We start from the raw sequence: 23,016 nt of genomic DNA on the forward strand, positions 1-23,016 counted from the left end.
CCGTCAATGCAGGACTTTTAATTTTTTGATAAAATTATTTAAATCGTATGGAGTTTTATGGAGGTGTTTTATGGAAACATTACTTGATGTTAAAAATATTCAAAAAATTTACAGGTCACGATTTTCAAAACAGGGAACGATTGCCTTGCGCGATGTAAGTTTTTCGGTAAAGAAAAATGAATTTACGGCTATTATGGGAGAATCCGGTTCGGGGAAAACGACCTTGCTTAATTTACTTGCAACCTTGGATAAGCCTTCTTCCGGCGAGATATTTTTAAAAGGAGAACCCATATCCAAAATAAAGACTAAGGATATTTCGGCTTTTAGGCGTAATAAATTAGGCTTTGTGTTTCAAGATTATAATCTCTTGGATCAGTTTTCCGTAAAGGATAATATATTACTTCCTCTTGTGCTCTCAAATTATCCTATTGATGAGATGAATAAAAGACTCCTTCCTCTTGCTAAAGCCTTGAGGATTTCAGACCTTCTCGAAAAATATCCTTATGAGATTTCAGGCGGGCAATGTCAAAGGGCCGCTGCTGCAAGGGCCTTTATTACAAAACCGCAACTCATCTTGGCCGATGAACCTACAGGTGCTCTTGATTCAAAATTATCGGACATGCTTTTAGAAACCTTTGTTAAAATGAATGAGGCAGGGCAGACTATCATAATGGTAACCCATAGTGCACGGGCGGCAAGTTATGCAAAGCGTGTTTTGTTTTTGCGTGACGGAAATATTTATTACGAAATATATAAAGGCGATATGGGACAGGCTCTATTCAGAGAAAGGATCAACGAAGGTCTTTTTATGATGAACAAAATGGATTCTTAATGGGAATAAGGTACGGGAGAAAAATTTATGAAACTTAATTTTTATTTTCAACTTGCCAAAAAAAATATTTCGACGGGAGCAAAAACCTATATTCCATACATTTTTGCCTGCTCACTTTCGATAATGATGTTCTCGATTATGTATACGCTTTCAAAAGAAGCCTTTAGTCAAAATTCAGCCGGTTTAATTACCTTGATGAATTTCGGTGTGATAATAGTAGGTTTCTTTTCAATGATTTTTATCTTTTACGGAAATAAATTTTTGATTAAAAACAGAGTAAAAGAAATAGGACTTTATACCGTTTTAGGACTCGAAAAAAAACATATTGCAGGAGTTTTATTTTTTGAATTCCTAGCCTGTTATTTTTTGAGTTTATTCTTCGGAGCAATAGGTTCCGCTCTTTTTGGAAAATTATGCTTTTTAATCTTGTTTAAGGTAAGCGGTATTCCTTCAAAAATAAACTACAGTCTTTCCTTTAGCTTTTTAAAACCTGCGAGTATAGTATTCTTTTGTTTTTTTACAATAAATTATCTTTATAATTTAAAGAAGATAAGCCTTTTAAATCCCATTCAGCTTTTAACCGAATCAAAGAGCGGAGAAAAAAGATCAAAATATTTACGCTTAAAGACATTTCTTGCTATTCTTTTTATCGGAAGCGGTTATACTCTTTCAGTTTTAAGTCTTAATCCCATAACCGCCTTAAAAACATTTTTACCTGCCGTTCTTCTTGTGATTGCAGGAACCTTTTTCTTTTTTGAAAGTATTACCATTTTTATTTTAAATAAAATGAAAAAACGCAAATCCTATTACAGGCCTGCAAAATTTATTTCCGTTTCGGGGATGATTTATAGGATGGGACAGCATGCAAAGGGCTTGGCAAGTATTTGTATTTTGCTTACGATGATCTTGCTTACCCTAGCTTCAGTAACAAGTATTTATATGGTAAGCGAGAAAATCATATCAAAGGCCTTTATACGAAATCATCAATTGAATAGGCTCTTTAAAAAAGACAATGTAGAATTACAAAATAAAGAAAGCTTAATTGCGGACATAAAAAAAATAGGCTTAAAGCATAATATGGAAACAAATGATTTTTTATATGTAAGATATTTTTATGGAATTTCAAATATAAGGGATAATACTCTTTATGAAAATGATGATTCATATTTTTCCCGCAACAATGTTCAGATTATGTTATGCAGTTTTGAAGATATTAAAAATATTTTCCCTGATAAACTCTATAAAAAATTATTGACAGATGTTGCAAGTATGAGTGATGATGAGTTTTTTATTTTTTCTAATAAGAAGATTGACTACAAAAAGCCATTACAAATAGGGCAAAAAGAATTTAAACTAAAAAAACTTGAAAGCGAATTTGTTTCTATAATGAATAACTCGCCCTATATTCCGTATTCGCCATTTCCTTATATAAATCTGATAGCTAAAAATTCTGAAAATCTTGAGCTTATTAAAAATGAATTAAACTCATTAAAAGAAAATGCAAGAACAAGGTTTAAAAATAAAAAACTGCTTGCACTTGAAGAAGCATTGTTTTGGAATACCTCCGCCGATAAGCTTAAAACTATTCCTCAAAGCTACATTCAAGACATAAAAAAATTGGTAAAGTCTTCGGATGCAGATTTTTTTTATGATAATAAATTTCAGTCTTATAAAGACAGAAGAGAATTTGACGGAAGCTTTTTATTTTTAGGAGGCTTTTTAAGTCTTATGTTTTTAATATGGCTCATCCTAATTATGTACTTCAAACAGATTGCTGAAGGTGTAGAAGATAGAAAACGCTATCAAATAATGCTAAAAATAGGAATGGACTCTTCTTTAATCAAAAAAGCTTCACACGCCCAGCTTGTCTGGCTCTTTGTGCTGCCTGTTTTGGTTTCGATAGTCCACTGCTTTTTTGCTTCTCCCTTGTTCAGTCGCCTCCTATTGGTCTTCGGCCTTTTTAACACGGCAGTCTTTTTTGCCGCCCTGCTTTTAACCGGAGGCTTTACCCTGATTTTATATTTGCTTTTTTATAAAATTACTTTGAATAAGTACAATAAAATTATCAATTAAAACAATTCAGGCTGTGTTTCTTTTCGTTGATCCTCAAAAGCGGTTAAATAAGAAAATATTGTATCGGGGATGTATTCTATTCCGTTTTCCTTGCAGCGTGTGCGGAATAGATTCATAAGGCGTGCATTGTGTGGACTTATAACGGAATAATTGTTGCCATAGCGTTGTATATATTTTTCTTTTAGCCCCGGAAAAGCTGCGTCAAGATTTTTATAGAAATATTCGCGGTTGCCGTCCCTGAGCGTTAAGCCCATGCCGAAACAGATGATACCGAACACTTTTGCCTCGATGCAATACTGTAAAATGCCTTCTATGTTTTCTATCGTATCATTTATAAAAGGCAGAATCGGTGTGAGCCACACAACAGTTGGGATACCCGCATCACGCAGTTTTTTTAGTACGGCAAACCTTTCGCTCGTAACGGCAACATTCGGTTCAAGTATTTTGCACAGGCTATCGTTATATGTGGTCAGCGTCATCTGCACAACGCATTTTGCTTTTTTGTTTACCGCCCGTAAAAGTTCGAGGTCTCGCAATATCAACGGCGATTTCGTTATTACCGTAAACCCGAAGCCGTATCGGTAAACTGTTTCTATCGCTTTCCGCGTCATGCCGATTTTTTCTTCAAGCGGCATGTACGGGTCGGTCATAGAACCGGTACCGATCATACACTTGTTTCGTTTTCGACGCAAGGTGCTTTCAAGCAATTCTATTGCATTTTCTTTTATTTCGATATCTTCAAACATATGTTTTATTTGGTAACATTCACTTCTTGAATCGCAGTAAATACACCCGTGCGTACAGCCGCGGTACAAGTTCATTCCGTTTTTAGCTGATAAAATTCCTTTCGCTTGAACAAAGTGCATGTATTATTCCTAAAACTCCGGCAGCATTTGTGTTATCGTGCTCTATATTTTTTCAATGCTTTTTTTATATCCTTTATAGCCCAGTCATAATGGCTGGAAGTAGCGGACACGCAGTAACTTCCGAGAGTGGTTGTACCTGTCCAGTTAAAAACAGCTTTTGAAAAAAGTTCCTCATTGGAAAAGGTTTCGATTAGTTTCATAACTTCTTTATGAGTTTTTTTAAGCATTTTTTCGGCGTCGGCATAAAGAGTGACTTGATGTTTTTTCCAAAACTCAACATTCATTTCAGGATAAGTTTTCCAGTTGTAAGGTTCAGGCAAAAAGGCTGCCGGTTTTCCTTTTGTGTTGGATTTTATCCAATTCAATAAAAGACAGTGCCATTCATAAAGATGAACCAACACATCGCGTACATTTTTATCGCGCTCGTTCGGATTTATATCGGCAGTTCTTTCTTTTTCGGTCATACCGTCAATTAAGTTCCACAGTTTTTCAAACTGCTCATTTGAAGCAAAAATCAAATCTTCTTTTGTCGTAGGTCTCGGCATCGTATACTCCTATAAAAACTTTTTGCAGGAAACCTAAGTTTCCGAAAAAAGTTTTTTCAAGCGGTTTGTTTACAAACCGCATACAATATTGATAAACAGTGAGGCTGAATTTCTGCCGAACTGTTTATCATATCTCCTTTTAAAAATATGTAAACTCATTATAGCACATCAACCTGTCAGAATGTGTCAGGTTTGAAAAAAGAATTTAAACTTTTCTATGCTTTTTCATAATTTCTTCTGCAAGTTGGGCGATTTCGGTTTTTAAGTTTTCCGGTTCAAGGATTTCTACTTCGGTACCTAGAGACAAGATAAAACCGCAGACCCACGAATCAAAAGGGAGGGCTGCATTCAGAGTATATGAGCCGTCGGAATTTTTTGCGATAAGCTCCTGCGGAAATTCATCGTAGAGTCTGTAGGCGTTTTTAGCAGTGCATTTTAATTTAATGTTTGTAAGGGGAGGCGGTGCTGCTTTTTTATCGTCAGGTATTTTATTTAGCAGGTCTGTACGGTTAAATGTTTTTAAGGTCTTTGTAATAGAAAGTATACGGGTTAATCTAAAAAGTCTGTATGCGTTTTTTTCGGTACAATAGCATTCAGCATACCAAGCCTTCGATTTATACAAAAGACGTAAGGGGTAGACGGTTCGTTCCGTTTTTTCTCCATAAGAGCTGAGATATTCCAGCTTGACGGCCCTTCTTTCTAAAATTGCATCTTTAAGCGTTTTAAAAAGTTGATGATCGTTTTTGTTGTCCCAGCGGGAATAATCAATCCTAATCCAATCTGCATTTTTTTGAAAGATTGCGGATAAGCGGTTCAAAATGGATTCGGTGTGAATCTCATCAATTGGTGAAAGGCATTGCAAAGCAAGCAGTATTTTCTCCTGTTCTTCTTTTGTTAAAATCGATTTATTGATTGTGTAGCTTTCATCGATAAAAATTCCTCCGCCGGAACCTTGCATTGTATACACCGGAATTCCTGCACTGCTTAAAATATCCATGTCGCGGTAAATGGTACGAGCCGATACGCTGAATTTTTTTGCAAGCTCCTGCGCCGTCGTTCGTTTTTTGTTGAGGAGAATAAATACGATTTCAAAAAGTCTTTCCGAGCGCATAGTTAAACTCTTAAAAATTCAGGAAAACAAACACTACAGATATGACCTCCTGCCTAACATTCTTCCGGAGTTTCTTCATATAATTTTAGTTTGGGAATAGCTGCCTGCATAAGCTTAAAATGTTTATCATTTGTCCATATTTTGCAATCATATTTTATTCCAAGATATGCAATCACAGCATCTTGAAACGGAACTGTAAGGCCTGTTCTTTTGAAAGTAATAAATTGTTTTGCAAGCTCAATCCAATCATTTTCAATAAAATCTAAGTAATAAAAACCGCTTAGTGCTGTCTCGATATGTAAAAATTGCGAATCGGAATTACTTCCTCGTAAAAGTTCTGTTTTAATAACGCCGCAAATTGCTATATCGTTTTTCTCAAAAATTTTCTTTACTTTGGCTATTGGGTTGTTCCAAAAATCTATTATTATATTTGTATCTACTAAAATCATACAAGACTTTTTTCCCGTAGTTCAGTAACGGCATTACAATCTAAATGAATTTTCCCTGCCAAGTCAAAAAAATCTTGCTTGCTTTTGATTTCTGTATGCTTAGTTAAAACACTATGTTGTTCCGATTGAAGAAACTTAATAAATACAGAAACAGACATCAAAAGTTGTTCCGGTAGAGTTCGTATTTGCTCAATTAATATATCATAAGACATAATTAACCCTCCTTGTTTTAATCATATCACAAAAAACACTAGGTTTCAAGTTACCGATTCAAAACGCCTGTTGGCAATGATAACAGATTATCTCCATAGGCTTTGGATATTGAATTTCATTCAGATGATTTGCAGAAATAACATCCATATCCGCATAGCGAATCCATTCTTTTACATCACTTTCATTTTTAATACAATACAACCCCCTCACGATCTACGATATTTTCAAGGGTCTTACGGGTTCTTCTTTCTTCAAAACCGGAAACAGAGCCGACAACTATATCGACCGAACGGCGCTTCAAACCGCGCAAGGAGCGATAAGCTTTTTGGGAAACTGAAAGCCTGTCTGTTATAGAATCTGACATTACAAGATAAAAATCATAGTCGCTATCATCCTTCTCTTCATTCCTTGCAAAAGACCCGAAAAGGTAGATTTTTTGAGGATTTACGCTTTTTTGAAGCCTCTCGGCAATAGCACGGATTTCATTTGTTATCATAGTCTGCTCCTGACAACCTTATTATAGCACAATATTCCGCGTTTGTATGTAGTAAATTAAATAAATTTTATGCCGCAATAAAATAAGTATTATCATTTTTCACCATAATGGGTTCTACACTGAATTATTTGCCTATTCCACTATATCATGCACGATATATTTCCCTTCATTCATTCGTTTAGCAGCAGCATGTAGTTTTTTTTGATTATATTTATTATAAAAACCTCTTTCATCACTTATAATTTTAAATGGTATACCGCCGATTCTCAATGATTGACGAATGAAAATGTTAAATGCAGTTGTCATATTCATGCCTAAACTGTCAAAAAGCTGTTCAGCCTCTTGTTTTACTTCTGAATCCATCCTTATGTTGACATTTATTTGAGCCATAAAACCTCCTAATTTATACCTATATTTTATATATAATTATATATAATGTCAATAATTATATATAAAATACAGTAATTTTTGAAATGAGGTATTTTTACTATCAATGTAATCTGCATTTAGATTGTAGTAGTTATCTATAAAAAATAAAAAACCCGACAGGCAAAAGGAGGAGAAAAACCTGTCGGGAAACTGCAAAGGAGGTATATTGAATTGTTTGTTGTCGTTCAACATACACTAAACAAAACTATTTAGGGGCTTTTGGTTACACAAAAACTTAAAAATTTAAGAAAAATTTTTAAATTTTTGTGTAAAAAGAGCATTTTTTTGTAAAAAAGTGTTTCTAAAGGTTTATTCTAAAAATACCGATAAGAAAGTGTGAAATACCGTATTTTTAAGAATAATATTTTAAAAAAACTTGTCTTGTTTGTGTTTATTTTGCTTTTTTCTCTCCTTTTTGCTCAAGAGGGTAAAAAAAACGCTGATTTTCTCTTTAAATTTAAATTTATTGACGATGATGCGTATAAAATTCACTCCGTTGTGGATGAAAAGGTCTATGTAAACGGAAAATTCCATCATAAAGCCCAAATTATCAACAGAATTGAGGTAGAAGTTTCGGATATAGAAACCGGAGAAGGCGATAAAACCGCTTCAGCTCTTTTTTCGTGTATGTTTATGACCAGCGAGCAAAATTCCAATAAAACATTTGACTGGTCCCGAAATTACCCAAGCGTTTTTAGGCGGGACGAAGCCGGCTTTTACTCTATAGGCGATGAATATTTTATGCCTGTGGTACGGAACGTGCCGACTTTTCCAAATTATCCCGTTAAACCCGGTGATACTTGGACAGGAGAAGGCTTTGAGGCCCACGATTTTCGGGATGCCTTTGGGATTGAAAAGCCTTTCACTTTTCCGTTCAAGGTTGAATATCAATACATAGGCCTTGCAGAAATAGACGGTCAAACCTACCGCCACATAACTGCAAGCTATGATTTAAACCATGCTGTTCCTCAAGAGGTTCTTAAAAATTATAAGGGAAAAATAGACGTGCCTGTTAAAATTTTAGGAAAATCGAGGCAAAACCTGTATTGGGATGAAGAAAGAGGAAATCTATATTGCTATAATGAAGAATTTAGCATTAAAATGCTCCTTTATTCAGGCTACACCTATGATTTTATAGGGTCAGCAAGGGCTAAGGTTATTGAAGTAAAAAAGATAGATACAAGCACTGAAGAAGAAATAAAAAAGAGTGTTGAAGATCTAAATCTTGAAAATACTACTATTGAAAAAACCGATGAGGGCTTAACAATCAGTATTGAAAATATCCAGTTTTTGCCCAATTCTGCAATTTTAAGAGAAAGTGAAAAAGAAAAATTAAAAAAAATAGGCGAAATTCTTTTAAAATTTCCCGATAGGGAATTTTTGATCTCCGGACATACGGCTTTAGCCGGTACCGAAGAAGAAAGACAATCGCTTTCTGAAGAAAGGGCTGCTGCCGTAGCCAATTATCTTATTGACTTGGGCGTTCAAAAAAGAGAACATGTGTACACCCGAGGTTTCGGAGCCCGCAGGCCCGTTGCCGCCAATAATTCACCTGAAAATATGGCTAAAAACAGAAGAGTAGAAATTACTATTTTGGATAAGTAAACTTTTTGATCAAAAGCCGATAAACAGGCTAAGAATCAATACTTTTAATGAATGAGGATTCCGCTCGATATGAGCGGTTAGGCAAAATCTCCTTGAATTCTATACTTTTTTCATAGTATAAGCTATTAGCTCGTTTAATTCAACTTCTAAATTTATCTTTGCAAAGTTGAGCATGAGCTCAATACTTGTGCGGTTTGCTCCTTGGGCTTTACCTTTCCTATTTTCCTGAGAGCCTGTTTTTCCATGAGGCGATTAGCTGGAGGGCTTTTATAGGGGCTGTTTCGTCGGGATTGGTTGAAAGGATTTCGTTTAAGATAAGCTCTTCTTCAGGGAAGAGGGATAGGCCTTTTGCAGCCGGACTTGAAGAAGCTTTTTCCTCGGAGGCTCTGGCTGTGCTGTAGGAATTACCTGTTTCTTGGCCGATTCGTTCTTTTTGAAATTGGCTTCGCATATATAAAAGGTTTTCGGCCCTTGTTAGAACGCTTTGCGGGATACCGGCAAGGCCTGCAACGTGGATTCCGTAAGAGTTTCCGGCAGCTCCGGGGACGACTTTTTTTAAAAAGACTATCTTTCCTTCCGCTTCAAGCACGTCCAATTTTAGGTTTATGATTTTTTCATGCTCTAAACGGGTAAGCTCATGGTAGTGGGTTGCAAAGAGGGTTTTTGCCTTTATGGTGTCAAGGAGATGTTCGCTTACGGCCTGAGCAATGGCAAGACCGTCCTCCATAGAAGTTCCACGGCCGACCTCGTCCATAATAACAAGGCTGTTTTGAGTTGCCGAATTAAGGATGTAGGCCGTTTCTATCATCTCGACTAAAAAGGTTGATTCTCCTCTAGCAAGATTATCCGTAGCTCCCACTCTGCAAAAAATCTTATCTACGGGGCTTAAAACGGCCTTTTCGGCCGGAACAAAGGAGCCTATCTGGGCCAATAGGCAGATTAAGGCTGTCTGCCGCAAAAAGGTGCTTTTTCCTGCCATATTGGGTCCCGTAATGACGGCAAAGGACGGAATGTTTCTATCTTCAGGATTGGAATTTTCTCCGGATAAGAGTTTAATGGAATTGGGTACAAAGTCTCCGGCTCTAAGATGGTTTTCGACTACGGGATGCCTGCCGCCTGTTATATTTAAGATGCCGGAATCGCTGCAAAGTTCGGGCCTTGTCCAAGCGTGTAAAACTGCGGCCTGTGCAAAGGATTGGTTTACATCCAGCTCGGCAACTTCTTCGGCAAGTTTTTGTAAAAAGCAGTGATGGGAGCCTATTTCGGCACAAACCTCATCAAAAACTTCTTTTTCGGCTTCAATCAGCCTTTCTTCCGAGTTATTTATATTATCTTCAATTTGTTTTAAGGTTTCGGTGGTAAAACGGTCTGCATTTGACAGGGATCGTTGGCGGATAAAATAATCGGGAACAGCCGAGATATTTCCTAAAGACACTTCCAAAAAATAGCCCATCATTCTGTTATATTTTATTTTTAGGTTATTGATACCCGTTTTTTTCCGTTCATCGTCCAAATACTTTTCAAGAATCTCGTGGGCATTTTCTTTTATATTTTTTATCGTGTCTACCTTTTTTGAAAAGCCTTTTTTTATAAGTTTTCCGTCATTTAAGGCTATTGTGCAATCATCGTCTATCGAATTTTCCAAAAGGTTTTGGATTTCGGTCAGCAATTTTTTTTCTTCATCGCTGAGTTGCAAAAAATTAAGTTTCTTTTCTTCTATGAGGCTGCCCATTCTTATTACGGAGTTAAGACTTTGTTTTAGGGCAAGAAGATCCTTGCCGTGAGTCTTTTGCATTGCAATGCGGCCTGAAAGTCGTTCAATATCGAGTATGGAAGAAAGAGTCTCCCGTATAATAGCCGATGCCTTTCCGTCCTTAAAAAGACTGTTTACCTTGTCAAGCCTCTTATCTATTTCCTTCTTTGAACGGAGCGGATAGCTTATCCTCCTCCTCAAAAGGCGGGTGCCCATGGCCGTTTTTGTATAATTTACGGATTCAAAAAGGCTGTACGAGGGACTGTTATCCCTCAAGTTTGTCAAAAGCTCTAAATTTTTCCTCGTGGAATCGTCCAAGGAAACGAAGTCGCTTTCGGCATAAATTTTGATGCCGGAAATATGGGAAATGTCCCTTCCCGAAATCTCTTCCAAGTATTGAAGTAAAAGACCGGCGGGCGGAACTTCAGGCGAATCGGTATTGAGTAAAAAGCCCTTTAAGTTTTCCGTCCCGAAGCTTGAGCAAAGTCTTTTTTCGGCTTGATCGGGGTTAAAGCTCCAGTCGGGGTAAAAGTTTTGCATCATCGAAGGAAATTCCGAAAGGATTTGCTTTAAAGCCGGGAATTCGCTTTGAATCGACTGCTGAATTAAAATTTCCTTGGGGTTAATTCTTCCTATTTCTTTTAAAAACTGCTCTTTAAAGTCTGTTTTGGGGAAAGAGGTAGCAAAAAAATTGCCTGTGGTAACATCGATATAGGCAAGGCCTGCATAGTAGTCTAATCCGCTGTTGCCTTCCGTTTTTTTATTTGAGCAATAGACTGCGGCAAGGTAGTTATTGCTTCCCTGCTCTAAAAAGTCGTCTTCGGCAACGGTACCGGGGGTAATTACTTCAACTACCTTGCGCTCGGTCAGGCCTCCTGCTACGGGTTCCGTAACTTGCTCGCATATAGCAATTTTTTTTCCTGCACGCAGGAGGCGGGCTATGTAGATTTTTGCGGCATGATATGGAATACCGCACATAGGTACATCGTTTCTTTTTGTGAGGGTTAGGTTTAAGATTCGGCTTACTTCGACGGCCTCATCAAAAAACATCTCATAAAAATCGCCGAGTCTAAAAAAAAGTATCTCGTCTTTGTATTTTGCCTTAATGCTGAGGTATTGCCTCATCATGGGCGTTTGAGGTTTATTCACTTCGTTTTCTTAGTTCTTGAATAACCTTGTCTGTAATATCTACAGTAGGGCTATACCATATGATACCTGCGTTATGCTCATAGCTTAAAACCATTGTGTAGCCTTCAGATTCTGCAACGCGGCGGACGGATTCGTATAGGTTGCTGTAAAAAACATCATCATTGATAAGATTTTTTCTGAGCATATTTAGTTCGTCATTGGAAGCCTTTACATATTCCATCAATAAGGTTATCTTGCTTTTTATTTTTTCTTCATATTTTTTTACTTCAGCTTCCTGTCCGTCAGCTTCGGCACTAACTTTTTTTTGTCTAAGCTGTATAATCTCGGATTCAAGGAGCTTCTTTTGATTTTCAAACTTTTCCTTTTTTTCCTGATAGTCCCTCGCCGCCTTTGCATCACGCCTAAAGGTGTCAAAGATAAGTCCTGTATCTATAACTGCAAAGCGGGTAATCTGTTGTGCATAGATTCCAAGAGACATCAATAACATAACAATAATAATTAAGGTACTTTTTTTATTCATACTAACCTCCTATAAATTGGGTATATTGAATGAAAGAACGAATCTCCAGTCGGCACCTTTTCCGTTGCCCCATACCGGTTTTCCGTTTTTGGATTTGAAGGTATTTGCAAACATCAAACGCAGGGGAAATTGAGGTATTGAAAAGCGCAATCCCGGGCCGAAACTGAAATAATAATCGTTTATACTTAAGGACTTTAAATCCTGTAAGTTATTTTTAACGGCTACAGCGTCAAAGAAAAAGTCAAAAGATAAGATTCCGTGAGCTAAGGGCCATCTGAATTCTATCCAGTTATTTTGCATAACGGTTCCGGCTCCTTGAAGTCCCATTCCAATCCAGCCTCGTCCTTTAAATGCTCCGTCAATATAAAGCATTCTGTCAAAACTGATTGGCTGTTTAGCAAGAGGGATTTGGAAGGAAAATCCGGAGTAAAAACCTAGAACAAATTTTAGATTCCAGATGTCGCTTACAGGGTAATCTAAGAGTGTAATATAAAACTCTCCCTTTGTATCCGACTGAAAAAAGTATTCATCTTCAATTTTAGGAAAAAGACCGAAGAAGCTTGCTTCTTGGCTTAAAAACCATCCCTTAGAAGGATCATATGTAAGGTCTCTGTCATCTACAGACAGCTTTATCTTTAAAGAGTTGCTTAAGCTCCATCTTGCCTGTTGATTTCTAATTTTTTCTTCGGCAGGTCTATACAGCGTACTGTTATAGAAATTCTTTACAAGACCGAAATTTAGTTCTCCTCGTAGAGTGATAATTGCAAATTTAGGGAACCACCTGTATCCCGAATTCATACCTAAACCGAATTCGAGACGGTCATATTTCATCTTAAAGGCATCGGATAAAGAGGGATTTTTATTAAATTCTTCCATACTCGTATGAGGGTCAGGAACATTGTTAAAAGGATAAAGTATATCCTGATAAGTATATAGATTTTTATGAGATACCGAAAAATTAAAACCTACCGAAAGAGGCTTACCTAAAAACCAGTTTTCCGTTAGCCCTAAGGTTAAGCTCTGTGTATCGCTTGCGGCATTGACACTAGCCGAAAGCTCTCTTCCTGTTCCAAATAAATTTTTTTCTTCCCACTGTGCAAATACGGACATGGGAAAGGTATCCGGATCCGGCGAACCTGAAAAAGTAACACCGAATTGAATTCCGGCCGTCGATTGTTCCTCAACATTGATGACAATATCCACAAGATCAGGCTCTGAACCCTGTAAAACATCGGGTAATACGGTCGAGAAATATCTTAGGTTAGCTAAGTTTCTAAAACTATTTATTAGTTTTGTTTTAGAGAATACATCCCCTTCCTTTATTAGGATTTCTCTTAGAATAACATGGTCCTTAGTTTTTGTATTCCCTTTTATTATTATATTTTCTACATGGCTTCGTTCACGTTCCACGATTATAATCGTATAAGAAACTTCTTTAGTTGAAGTATTACGATTTTCTTTTTTATCTATATAGTTTCCGGTATAACCGTTTTCAAAATATAGGTTGGCTACATCTCCAAATCCTGTTTCAAATTTCCTTAAATTAAATACATCACCCTTTTTAAGCTTGAATTTTTCACTTAATTCCTTGGTTGAAAAAATATAGTTTCCTTCAAAGTCTACTCCTGCATAGGTAAACTGTTCTCCTTCCATTATTACATAGGTAAGGGTAATTTGATCTTTTTGCGGATCGGATTCGGTATCTACGTCCTTCTTTATAGTTTCAACATGGGCATCTATATATCCATGCTCTCCATATAATAGCTTAATCGCACTTTTATCGGCTTGCAGAGCATCTTCTCTAAAAAATCCCTTTTGCAGTAACCATGCTTCTTTAGATACAAGAACTTTTTTTAAGGCCTTTTCGGGGAATTTTGAATTTCCTTCAAAAAGTATCTTAGTTATAACGGATGTCTTGCCTTCTTTTATAAAGAATTCGACATTTACACTGTTTTTTTCTTTATCTTCAGAAGTTTTACTTGATATTTCCGCCTTTGTAAATCCTTTTTCGATATAAAAATCTTTTAAGGCTCTTTCAGCATTTTTTATATTAACTTCATTAAAAATGTCGCCTTTTTTTACCTTGATAGCTGAAAGTAAGTCTGCTTTTCTGATATTGCTGTTACCTGTAAATACAATATTATTTACGGCCGGCTTTTCTTTGACTATAAATTCCAAAAATACGTATTGATATTTGTCGTCTGCCGGTATTGCCTTAGGAACAATATCGGTAAAATAATCCAACGCATAGATTTTTTGTAATATTTCCCAATATAGTTCATCAGAAAAAGGCTTTTTTTTGTATGATTTGAAGATTTCATCTAATTCTGAGCCGGCGATATTTTGTAAACCTTTGAACTGAATCTCTAAAACAGGTTTTCCATTATACCATCCCTCAGGCTCTTGAGCAAAGCAATTTAAAGCAAATAAGATTAGCATAAAACCTATAATTTTTTTCTTTAACATTTTTATCCCCTTAATCAATAAGAAAATTTCCATGATAGTGTCAATCCTGTATCTGATACAAACAGAGAATCGAGGTTGCTCGGAGCTATGTGCCATCTAAGCTGAAAAAACGGAGTATTCATCTCAAAACCTATTTCAGGTTGAAACAGTAAATTCTCATAAACCGATTTTCTAACAACATCTGTTTTTGCAGAAAGCGGATCGTAATAGCTAAGATGCAGCATTGCATCTGCATATATGGCAGAACCGAAATACTTACCAATGTAAACACTTGTATTATCAAAATAGTTACCAATTGTCAATGGCTTATCCTTTGAAGATCTAAATAAATTTTCTAAAATAACATTTTGTATAAGTAGACTTCTTAAGGAAAATACATCTACATGAAGAAAGTCTCTGACTTCTTGTTCAACTTTCTTCATGATACCCATATTTGTTAAAATATCCGAGGTATTGCGTAGTGTTTCTTTTAAAATATTGCCGTTTTTTAAATCGCCTAAGGCAACCTGTCCCATCAAGTTCATTGTATCGGAATCAGACATAGCCATTGGGGGGGAGGTTGTGATTACCGGTCTAAACCGTTCAAGGTCAAGATGCTGATCCTTTGCCGTTAAATTTATTGTAAGCGGCTGGCCGTCGGCCATTTTATCCTTTATTTCTGCTCTTAGCGATATTATGGGTTCAATTTCCTGAAAAGGCGAGTTAAGAATTTTTAGTTCTCCTTCTTTTATATAGAAGTTTCTTTTTATATAGAATATTTCGCCTGTACGAATTTTTGCAGATCCTGACATTTCAAATTTTTCCGTGCTTGTGTCAAGGTTTAGGTTAAAAGGCTCACTTTCGGTATAAGCTAGGGCTCTTAAAAAAGGTAAGTCAGTTGATGGATACCTAAATTCGGATTTTTTTCCCAAATTTAAATTTAGATTCATGTAAAAAGCAGTTGTAGCGTTTCCGTCTGATTTTTGCTCACTTTGTTTTTGCAGATCAGCAAATGGAACCGAAAAATAGCCCTTGTCAAAATATGCGTCTCCTTCAAGAGTAACCAGTTTAGGATTTATTTCAAGCCTTATTTTTCCTTCAGCTCTTCCGTCCGCATGAAAAGCTCTATTTTTTGTTTTTATTAAGCCTTGTGTGTTTTCAAGGACTCCGCAGTCTACGGTAGTATAATATGGAATCCATCCGATAAATTCCGACGAAGCCTCACCCCATAGGCTTCCGATTTTTCCGTGAAGAATAGTATATGGTACGGATATAAGGGTTCCGTTAAATTGTATGGGAATTTCGACAGGACCATAGGTATCGGGAGAATATCCGGGTGAGGTACAGAACACCTTTTCTCCTTTAAGAGTCCCGTAAAACAGAGGGTCTTTTTGAGTGCCGCTTATTTGGAGATCGCCTTGAACATTGCCGCCTGAGAATTTTATAATATTGTTATTCGGTATAAGGTTTATAACCTTTGCAAGGTCGATACCTATATTTGATACGGAAAGATTTATATTATCCTGTGACAGGTTACCGTCAACGTTTAAATGGAGCGGTAAAGATTCGTCTATATGGAGGGACACAAGCCCGTCATCTGTTTTAAAACCGTATATTTCGTCATTGTCACCTGCATACAGGGCTATAATACTTGGTTCTTTTACCAATGAAGCCTTGATGCTTCCTTCTCCCTTTTGACCGGCGAGGATCCAATCGGATATTTTCATGTCAATAGTAAAATGAGAAGTCAAACCGATAGTGTTTTCGATTATGTTTTGGTTCTCCGTATTTTTTTTATCTGCTGTAGATGTAAAATTAAATGAAAAAGAAGCTTTTGTATCCGGATTTTCTTGGCTGTCTTGCTTTTTTGTTTCTGCTTCATATAAGAATGTAAGAGCTCCTTTTTGCTCTGAAGGATTTATAAAAGCTTCAATGTTATCAATCTTATGAATTCCCCACTTAAAGGATGATTCATAAAGATTCATCTTATCGTTATCGATAAAGGCAGAGGCCTTTCCCTCAAGATTTTTACCGTTTAAATTAAATGACATATTTTTTAAGTCGGCTTTTACCGAAAGAGAATCTTTATTCCCCAGAAATATAAATTCTGCTCCTATTTTATTTTCAGGTTTTTGTTTTTTTAAAAAACGGTTAAGGGATATATCTTTTATTTTACATGTTCCGTCAAAGTAAATTTTATCCGAAAGCGTAAATAGTGAATTGAAAATAAAGCTCTCTGTTTTGTTTTTATCTAAGAGAGAAAGATTGGATGCGTATTGACTAATATTTTCGTCTGAAGAAGGAATTAAATTAAAAGCTGCAGTTCCTTCAAGCTGCTTATTTTTTATTCCGGCTTTTACATTATGAAAAAAAACTTCTGTAGGTTTTGCATAACCTTCCGCATAAAATTCAAGGCCCTCATCGGTTTTTGTAATATCGGTTCCAAGATATTCCAATTTTGCGTAATTGCAGGTAAGCTCCCAATTTTTATTATTGTTAAATTCAAAAGAAGTATCGGCAGAAAAAAGAGAATCTATAAACGGCACGGGAAGTTCTTTTACCTGTATAGTTCCTTTTAATTTTTTTTCGGCCTCCTTTAGAATATTTACGTTTAGATTATAATCTCCGTAAATGCTTATCATTTCATCAGTCAAGAGGCCTGAAACCTTATAGCTTATATCGTTTAAGGTTAAAAGCGAATCAAAAATCATACTGTCTTTTTCAAAGGCTGAATTTATGTTTCCTCGTAGATTCATATTATTAAAAAGAACGTCGATATCGCTTATGTTAAGAGAAGATTCGTTCCCTTGCAGAGAAAACAAGCTATAAAATCCGTTTTTAGATTTTGATGCAAGAACAGCCTGTATTATATTATACGAAAAGTGTTCAAGGTCGCTTGATATATAAAATTCACTTGTCATTTGAACGGGGGCGATTGAAGCCTCCAATAAATTTTGCATGGGAACTGTTAAGTCCGTAAAAGAAACCGCTCCATTGTAAATGTTTTCAATACTGATGCTGTCTATAGTTCCATGAAGCTCTAAATAACCTTTATTTTTGTCGGATGATCCGTTTTTTGAAGGATGAGTCCATGTCCCGTCAATACTGAAACCTCCGCTAGAATCCTTTCCGGAAAGATATATATCCGTTTTTCCCGTTTTTTTATCCAGTAAGCCCTGTATGTTTTCTAACGAGGCCTTGCCGATGTCGGCACGGGGAATTTTTAAAAATATTTTATTTTTATTTGAAGAGACGTTTAGGTTCATCGCCATATTTTCACCGGATGGTAATTTAAATTTTGAAATGTTTAAATAAAAATTAGGTAAAATTTCTTTTATTTTGTAGGAGCCTTGTGCAGATAAATTTATATCGGAATTAGTTAATTTTAAATTTTTAAGGTTTATAAGGTCATCAGTTCCATCGGCCTTAAAGCTGAGTACGGATTTTTCAATTTTGTTGCCGGCTATTTGAAATTTCGGCAGCTTAATCGAAAAAGCCGTATCCCACAGGAGTTTTTCTGGTCTAGAAAAACTTAAATTAAACTGCCCTGTAAAAGCGGCATCTTTTAATTCTTTAAGAATGTTTGTTCCTTCGGGAGAGGAGACGGCTAACAGAGGTTTTAAGTCATTACACTCAAGATTTATGCTGCCTGCATTTTCTGCCAGATTCCAAGATATTTTTACATCAATGGGCTGAATATCTTGCATGGTTGTAATGGATGCTGTCTTGTCTAAGTATGATGCAAATAGAGAAAATTTATCTATATAAATATTTCCCATCTTTATATCCGAAAAGTTTAGTATCGATGAGGCCGACATATTGCCGGGATAAAATGAACCGTTTATATTTATGAGTGTGCTTAAGTCCGGAAAATTTGTTTGCATAAAATTACTATATCTAAGACTTGAATTTATATAAACGTCAATTTTACCGGAATCCAATGTAAGTTTTCCGCTTGAGGTATAAAAATCTATATTTGAGCTTTTATTGCTGTAGTTTAAAGCAATATTTTTTAATTCGAGTTTTACGGGTTTTGTATTTTTAATTTTTTGTGAAACAGCTTCAATAATTTTTAGCATATCTAAAGAAGATGCCGTATCGGTTTCTGTTTTTTGATTTGTTGTTATCAGCTCTTCGGCTCTATCTTCCGTATTAAATTTCTTTAAAATATTTTTATTCTTTTCAATGTTAAAGTCTATAATTCCGTCATAAACTCCTAAGGAGGCAATTACGGATGTAAAATCTTTTTTTATTAGAGAGGTAAGTCTATAATCTATATAAAGTAACGAAAAATGAGCTATTTTTTCGTTTGTTGCAGCATTGTAAATAGTAACATCCCTGATTTTTATCCTGTCAAAAAAGGAAGGAGATATGGATTCATAGGTGATTTTTATTTCAAATTCGTCCTCCACAGTTTTGATAAGCTTGTCCCTTACATATACCAGCTCCTTTTCCAGTGCTTTGGCTGCCGGATAAAAAACTATCAATGAGCTTACAACTATTGCGAGAAAAATGATAATTTCTATGATGCGTATTTTTTTTATATTTTTCACCAGCCTACTATTATATCAAAAAAAAAAATGTTATGATAGACCTCATGATATTACCCAACTTTGTTGTATTTGAAGGTATAGACGGCTCAGGTACTACGAGCCAGATAAGGCTTCTAAAGGAAAGGTTTGAGTCTGAGGATAAGAGCTCCCTTGTTTCGTTTACGCAAGAGCCTACATCGGGCCCTATAGGGACTTTAATCCGTTCGGCTCTTCAAGGTTCGTTTAAGCTTGCCCCTGAAACGATGACCCGTTTATTTGCAGCTGACCGCTGCGAGCATATTTACGGCTTACAAGGTATTATTAACCGGCTTAATGAGGGAAGGGCTGTTTTTTCGGATAGATATGTTTTTTCGAGCCTTGCCTATCAAGCTGCAGCAGGGGCTGCCGGTCTTGCAAAACTGCAAAACGAGGGTTTTCCCCTTCCGGAATTTTTATTCTTTTTTGATCTGCCTGTAGATATTTCCATGAATCGGGTAATGGGGCGCAGTAATGTTCTCGAAATATACGAAGAAAAAAACTTTCAATACAAGGTTCAAGACGAGTATAAGAAAATTATAGATGAGTACAGACTAAAAGAGCCTAAAATGAACATAGTTACAATTAACGCTGTTGAACAAATTGAAGAAATTCACGAGAAATTATGGAGTATTCTAAAAGATTTGCCGAAAATATAATCGATGAAAAGGCGATTCTTCTTTTTTGCAATTTTATGTTTTTTTATTTTCTCTAGTCAGGTTTTTCCTTATTTTGTAGAATATAAGGAGCAATACTATAAGCTCTACCATATTCATTATGAACAAGCCCCCGATGATATCGTCGAAAATATTTATTGGCTTGAAAGAGCTATAAACGCCGATTTTTGTAATCCCATTCATGCTCTAGGAAAGATTACTACCAAAAAAGAATGGGAAAAATACCGGTACATGTTTATGATGCACCTCAACCTTAAAATGGTTGAGCAGCATTTAAGATTGGGAAGTAAATACGATAAGCAGGCTGCATACTTTTATAATTATCCTTGGAAAGAACAAAATATAGAAAGCCTGTCTAAGGCCGAAGAATTCTATGAAGCAGCCCTTGTTTATTGGCATGAGGCAAAACTATGGGCTGAAAAGGCCAATATGAGGGAATTCCAATTTTTATTTTTAGACAGCCTTCCTTTTTGGGAAAATGAAAGAGCCCGCATTGCTTCCGGAGACTTAAACTATGAGCGAACTATAAAAAGGGAGCTCCTCCGCCTTCAAAAGGTCAGGGAAGACTTTATGAATATGGACGATACTACTTATTGATTTTTACTGTTTACCTATTTACATATATTCATTTGTTTGCTAATATGGTAAATATGGATAGGTGTTTTAAATTAAGCCCTTCGCTTTTAAGTGCGGATTTTTCAAAATTAGGTGAAGAATTGGCCTTTATAGAAAAAAACGGCTGCGATTGGGTTCATATAGATGTTATGGACGGGCAGTTTGTGCCTAATTTAACCTTTGGAGCTCCGGTGGTAAAATCTATACGCCCTTGTTCTAAGCTTGTTTTTGATGTGCATCTGATGGTCAATAATCCCGAAAATTTAGTTTCGGCCTTTGCGGATGCAGGCGCAGACTATTTTACCTTTCATGCTGAAGCATCTATTCATGCAGACAGACTTATTGCCGATATCCGTTCTCATGGAATGAAGGCCGGAGTAAGCATCGTACCGAGCACACCTGTCGGGATGCTTGAAGAAATAGCACCCTTGGCCGATCTTATCTTGGTTATGAGTGTTAATCCCGGATTCGGAGGACAAAAGCTTATACCTTATTGTTTAGAAAAAGTTAAGCGGCTAAGGTCATTGCGTGAAGAAAAAAACTATAATTATTTGATTTCTGTCGATGGCGGGATCGATTCAAAAAATGTAGGGTTGGTTATTGATGCCGGTGCCGACGTAATTGTGTCCGGTTCAGCTTTCTTTTCGGGAGATTTAAGAATATGAAAAAGATTTTAATTTTATTTTTTTTACTTTTTACTGTAAATGCCTTTACACAAAATTACACCGATTATATGTCATCCGGTCTGGATGCCTATGCCCGGTCTGACTGGTCATCCGCACTCTTTTCGTTTCAAAAGGCAGTGGAAGTTTCAAAAAATTCTTTGGATGAGCCTCTATATTGGCTTATAATGGCAAATGCCTCAGCCCGTAATTATCCGGTTGCCCTAAACGATATTGAGACTTTTTTTAAACGATTTCCAAACAGTTCTAAAGCCGCAGAGATTATGTATCAACAGGGAAGAATATGCTGTCTGTCTGCAAAGCATGATCAGTCCATAAATATTTTATATGGCTTTTTAAGAAAATATCCGAACCACAGACAAACTGCCTCTGCCTATTACTGGATAGGTGAAAATCTCTACATGGTAGGACGCTTAAAAGATGCTCGAACTATTTTTTCGCGGGTTATAATAGATTATCCCTCATCAGCCAAGGTTGAACCTTCCCGATACAAGATAGCCCTTATAGATCAAGCTTCTACACAGGATGAGCTTTTAAAACTTTTAAAAATAAGCCATGAGGAACTTTTAAAGCTTTCTGAAGAATCGGAAAAAAATAAAAAAATTTATGAGCAAACGATTGCTGCATATCAAAGGCAGTCTTCCGATGCAGGAGGCGATATCAGGATTGCCGATCTTTCAGAGCAGCTTAAAATGGAAAGAAAGCGTAATGAAGAACTGCATGACCAACTTGTAATGTTTGAGTTAAAAAATCAAGAGCTTTTGGCAATCTTAGCAAAAATGGATGCTAAATATACTTCAGAGATGGCTGCGGATGGGGAAACTCCTGCTGCAGATTACTCCGATCCAAAAGCCAAACGAGCTGCAATTGAAGCTCTTATAAAAAAAGCTAAAATTTTGCAGAGTATGTATAACCAACTTCTGGAGGGAAACGGCCAATGAAAGTAAAAAGATATTTTACGATTTTATTATTAGGTTTGACAACATTTTTTTTACATGCTAAATCACTGCCTGATTACGAACTTTTAAAAGATAATCTTAAGTTGGTGGTTTTTAGAAAGACGGGAAATTTTTGTCTTTATAATCTTTCTCTCAGAGGAAAGGGAAAATACACTCCTCTTTATGATGACAGGTCTCTGGGCCGTACCAATAAATTCTATGTTTATAAGGATAATAAGGTCTATGAATTAAAAAAGAGACTGGGGAAGCCCGTTACCATTGAAGCTGATGGAGATTCAATAAAAATTGTATATGACTTTGATGATTCTTTTTATGTTACTCAAAAATTATCGTTTACAGAACAAACTTACGGTACCGGCAGTCCGCTTTTAAAGATAGAAACTATAATTGAAAATACAAGCGGCGGTACGGCAGAATTTGCATTAAAGGCCCTTTTTGACACCAAGCTCGGAGAAAACCGAAAAGTTCCCCTTTATACCGATTTAAGAACAGGAATTTTTCGAGAAACGGTTTTAGAACCTAAATTTGAAAAAGATTCTGCCATTATTTCTGCAAATTCCGATTTAGCTTGTTTGTTTTTAATCAATCATTCCGAAGCTAAAATGCCGGAAACAATTTATGTTGCCAACTGGGAAAGACTTCAAAGTATTAAGTGGCTGCCTAAAGCCGTTCAGGGAAGATTATTTAGTACCCAATATTCGCATAATGATTCAGCCTTGCTTTTTGTTTGGCCTAACGAGGTATTGGAGAACAGTGACAGCTTAAAGGTAACAATGTTTATAGGCTGTTATGACTTTTTAAGAAAGAAAAACACTTCTGTAAAAGAGGAAGTATCCGAGAAGACTAATGCCCCTGTTCCTCAGGATAAAGCAGCCCCGCCTAAAAATGAAAAAGATTACCAATATATACAAGCCTTATTGGATAAAATTCTTGAAGTTGAATCAAATCCCGATATGGCCTCGGATGAATATATTGAGGATTTAATACAACAGACAGATACTGCAATACAAAATATACAGGAATAAAAA

19 protein-coding genes are annotated in these 23,016 nt (G+C 36.2%); 8 read left to right on the forward strand and 11 right to left on the reverse strand.

Annotated features, from left to right (window positions below; translation table 11 throughout):
- The first annotated feature begins 70 nt into the window (after window positions 1-70).
- Together HO345_RS00605 and HO345_RS00610 are read left to right on the forward strand one after the other, a co-directional pair.
- Window positions 71-832: an ABC transporter ATP-binding protein gene (locus HO345_RS00605; protein ID WP_253683374.1), complete on the forward strand. Its 762-nt coding sequence runs from the start codon at window positions 71-73 to the stop codon at window positions 830-832.
- A gap of 27 nt (window positions 833-859) precedes the next feature.
- Complete coding sequence (locus HO345_RS00610) at window positions 860-2,905, forward strand: FtsX-like permease family protein (RefSeq protein ID WP_253683375.1); 2,046 nt, start codon at window positions 860-862, stop codon at window positions 2,903-2,905.
- Here the strand turns inward: HO345_RS00610 and HO345_RS00615 are convergent.
- The 7 genes from HO345_RS00615 to HO345_RS00645 all read right to left on the reverse strand — a co-directional run bounded on the left by HO345_RS00615 (window position 2,902) and on the right by HO345_RS00645 (window position 6,975).
- Window positions 2,902-3,771, reverse strand: a complete 870-nt coding sequence (locus HO345_RS00615) for an SPL family radical SAM protein (RefSeq protein ID WP_253683376.1) — start codon at window positions 3,769-3,771, stop codon at window positions 2,902-2,904. The two genes, HO345_RS00610 and HO345_RS00615, sit on opposite strands and share 4 nt — an antisense overlap.
- A 32-nt stretch (window positions 3,772-3,803) precedes the next feature.
- The gene (locus HO345_RS00620) at window positions 3,804-4,316 is read right to left on the reverse strand and encodes a ClbS/DfsB family four-helix bundle protein (RefSeq protein ID WP_253683377.1); all 513 of its coding nucleotides are present in this window, start codon (window positions 4,314-4,316) and stop codon (window positions 3,804-3,806) included.
- A gap of 205 nt (window positions 4,317-4,521) precedes the next feature.
- Complete coding sequence (locus tag HO345_RS00625; protein WP_010694704.1) at window positions 4,522-5,427, reverse strand: helix-turn-helix transcriptional regulator; 906 nt, start codon at window positions 5,425-5,427, stop codon at window positions 4,522-4,524.
- A 53-nt stretch (window positions 5,428-5,480) separates the two neighbouring features.
- Complete coding sequence (locus HO345_RS00630; protein WP_253683378.1) at window positions 5,481-5,876, reverse strand: PIN domain-containing protein; 396 nt, start codon at window positions 5,874-5,876, stop codon at window positions 5,481-5,483.
- Window positions 5,873-6,088, reverse strand: coding sequence for a hypothetical protein (locus HO345_RS00635; protein ID WP_253683379.1), 216 nt, complete (start codon window positions 6,086-6,088; stop codon window positions 5,873-5,875). Before HO345_RS00635 ends, HO345_RS00630 begins: the two co-directional genes overlap by 4 nt.
- Before the next feature lie 188 nt (window positions 6,089-6,276).
- Window positions 6,277-6,585 carry a nucleotidyltransferase family protein gene (locus HO345_RS00640; protein ID WP_253683380.1) on the reverse strand — a complete coding sequence of 103 codons (309 nt, stop codon included), beginning with the start codon at window positions 6,583-6,585 and terminating at the stop codon, window positions 6,277-6,279.
- 132 nt (window positions 6,586-6,717) lie between these two features.
- Window positions 6,718-6,975 (reverse strand): type II toxin-antitoxin system RelB/DinJ family antitoxin, encoded by a 258-nt coding sequence (locus HO345_RS00645; RefSeq protein WP_002677040.1) that lies wholly within the window; start codon window positions 6,973-6,975, stop codon window positions 6,718-6,720.
- A 375-nt stretch (window positions 6,976-7,350) separates the two neighbouring features.
- Here HO345_RS00645 and HO345_RS00650 point away from each other — a divergent pair, with 375 nt between their 5' ends.
- Entirely contained in the window at window positions 7,351-8,619 is a 1,269-nt protein-coding gene (locus HO345_RS00650) for an OmpA family protein (RefSeq protein ID WP_253683381.1), read from the forward strand.
- 217 nt (window positions 8,620-8,836) lie between these two features.
- Here the strand turns inward: HO345_RS00650 and mutS are convergent, their stop codons facing one another.
- Genes mutS through HO345_RS00670 form a run of 4 tightly spaced genes read right to left on the reverse strand, consistent with a single transcriptional unit; the run spans window position 8,837 to window position 19,039 of the window.
- On the reverse strand, window positions 8,837-11,500 hold the full coding sequence (mutS, locus tag HO345_RS00655; RefSeq protein ID WP_253684574.1) for a DNA mismatch repair protein MutS: 2,664 nt from the start codon (window positions 11,498-11,500) through the stop codon (window positions 8,837-8,839).
- Between the two features lie 13 nt (window positions 11,501-11,513).
- Window positions 11,514-12,041, reverse strand: coding sequence for an OmpH/Skp family outer membrane protein (locus HO345_RS00660; RefSeq protein WP_253683382.1), 528 nt, complete (start codon window positions 12,039-12,041; stop codon window positions 11,514-11,516).
- 9 nt (window positions 12,042-12,050) lie between these two features.
- Window positions 12,051-14,507, reverse strand: coding sequence for an outer membrane protein assembly factor BamA (gene bamA, locus HO345_RS00665; RefSeq protein WP_253683383.1), 2,457 nt, complete (start codon window positions 14,505-14,507; stop codon window positions 12,051-12,053).
- 14 nt (window positions 14,508-14,521) lie between these two features.
- Complete coding sequence (locus HO345_RS00670) at window positions 14,522-19,039, reverse strand: translocation/assembly module TamB domain-containing protein (protein ID WP_253683384.1); 4,518 nt, start codon at window positions 19,037-19,039, stop codon at window positions 14,522-14,524.
- A gap of 32 nt (window positions 19,040-19,071) precedes the next feature.
- Here HO345_RS00670 and tmk point away from each other — a divergent pair, with 32 nt between their 5' ends.
- Genes tmk through HO345_RS00695 form a run of 5 tightly spaced genes read left to right on the forward strand, consistent with a single transcriptional unit; the run spans window position 19,072 to window position 23,013 of the window.
- Complete coding sequence (tmk, locus tag HO345_RS00675) at window positions 19,072-19,713, forward strand: dTMP kinase (protein ID WP_253683385.1); 642 nt, start codon at window positions 19,072-19,074, stop codon at window positions 19,711-19,713.
- Window positions 19,714-19,716: 3 nt separating this feature from the next.
- Complete coding sequence (locus HO345_RS00680; RefSeq protein ID WP_253683386.1) at window positions 19,717-20,328, forward strand: DUF8513 domain-containing protein; 612 nt, start codon at window positions 19,717-19,719, stop codon at window positions 20,326-20,328.
- A 53-nt stretch (window positions 20,329-20,381) separates the two neighbouring features.
- Window positions 20,382-21,011 carry a ribulose-phosphate 3-epimerase gene (gene rpe / locus HO345_RS00685; RefSeq protein WP_253683387.1) on the forward strand — a complete coding sequence of 210 codons (630 nt, stop codon included), beginning with the start codon at window positions 20,382-20,384 and terminating at the stop codon, window positions 21,009-21,011.
- Entirely contained in the window at window positions 21,008-21,970 is a 963-nt protein-coding gene (locus HO345_RS00690; protein ID WP_253683388.1) for a tetratricopeptide repeat protein, read from the forward strand. Before rpe ends, HO345_RS00690 begins: the two co-directional genes overlap by 4 nt.
- Window positions 21,967-23,013: a hypothetical protein gene (locus HO345_RS00695; protein ID WP_253683389.1), complete on the forward strand. Its 1,047-nt coding sequence runs from the start codon at window positions 21,967-21,969 to the stop codon at window positions 23,011-23,013. Before HO345_RS00690 ends, HO345_RS00695 begins: the two co-directional genes overlap by 4 nt.
- The last annotated feature ends 3 nt before the right edge of the window (window positions 23,014-23,016 follow it).

It is taken from the genome of Treponema denticola, from assembly GCF_024181645.1.
Classification (GTDB): domain Bacteria; phylum Spirochaetota; class Spirochaetia; order Treponematales; family Treponemataceae; genus Treponema_B; species Treponema_B denticola_A.

What these genes read in the sequence shown, in the direction of transcription:
- HO345_RS00615 (WP_253683376.1), bottom strand. Translation starts at nt 3,771, where the DNA reads ATGCACTTTGTTCAAGCGAAAGGAATTTTATCAGCTAAAAACGGAATG.
- HO345_RS00645 (WP_002677040.1), bottom strand. Translation starts at nt 6,975, where the DNA reads ATGGCTCAAATAAATGTCAACATAAGGATGGATTCAGAAGTAAAACAA.
- HO345_RS00620 (WP_253683377.1), bottom strand. Translation starts at nt 4,316, where the DNA reads ATGCCGAGACCTACGACAAAAGAAGATTTGATTTTTGCTTCAAATGAG.
- HO345_RS00695 (WP_253683389.1), top strand. Translation starts at nt 21,967, where the DNA reads ATGAAAGTAAAAAGATATTTTACGATTTTATTATTAGGTTTGACAACA.
- HO345_RS00610 (WP_253683375.1), top strand. Translation starts at nt 860, where the DNA reads ATGAAACTTAATTTTTATTTTCAACTTGCCAAAAAAAATATTTCGACG.
- HO345_RS00635 (WP_253683379.1), bottom strand. Translation starts at nt 6,088, where the DNA reads ATGTCTTATGATATATTAATTGAGCAAATACGAACTCTACCGGAACAA.
- mutS (WP_253684574.1), bottom strand. Translation starts at nt 11,500, where the DNA reads ATGATGAGGCAATACCTCAGCATTAAGGCAAAATACAAAGACGAGATA.
- rpe (WP_253683387.1), top strand. Translation starts at nt 20,382, where the DNA reads ATGGATAGGTGTTTTAAATTAAGCCCTTCGCTTTTAAGTGCGGATTTT.
- HO345_RS00640 (WP_253683380.1), bottom strand. Translation starts at nt 6,585, where the DNA reads ATGATAACAAATGAAATCCGTGCTATTGCCGAGAGGCTTCAAAAAAGC.
- HO345_RS00690 (WP_253683388.1), top strand. Translation starts at nt 21,008, where the DNA reads ATGAAAAAGATTTTAATTTTATTTTTTTTACTTTTTACTGTAAATGCC.
- HO345_RS00630 (WP_253683378.1), bottom strand. Translation starts at nt 5,876, where the DNA reads ATGATTTTAGTAGATACAAATATAATAATAGATTTTTGGAACAACCCA.
- tmk (WP_253683385.1), top strand. Translation starts at nt 19,072, where the DNA reads ATGATAGACCTCATGATATTACCCAACTTTGTTGTATTTGAAGGTATA.
- bamA (WP_253683383.1), bottom strand. Translation starts at nt 14,507, where the DNA reads ATGTTAAAGAAAAAAATTATAGGTTTTATGCTAATCTTATTTGCTTTA.
- HO345_RS00660 (WP_253683382.1), bottom strand. Translation starts at nt 12,041, where the DNA reads ATGAATAAAAAAAGTACCTTAATTATTATTGTTATGTTATTGATGTCT.
- HO345_RS00605 (WP_253683374.1), top strand. Translation starts at nt 71, where the DNA reads ATGGAAACATTACTTGATGTTAAAAATATTCAAAAAATTTACAGGTCA.
- HO345_RS00680 (WP_253683386.1), top strand. Translation starts at nt 19,717, where the DNA reads ATGAAAAGGCGATTCTTCTTTTTTGCAATTTTATGTTTTTTTATTTTC.
- HO345_RS00625 (WP_010694704.1), bottom strand. Translation starts at nt 5,427, where the DNA reads ATGCGCTCGGAAAGACTTTTTGAAATCGTATTTATTCTCCTCAACAAA.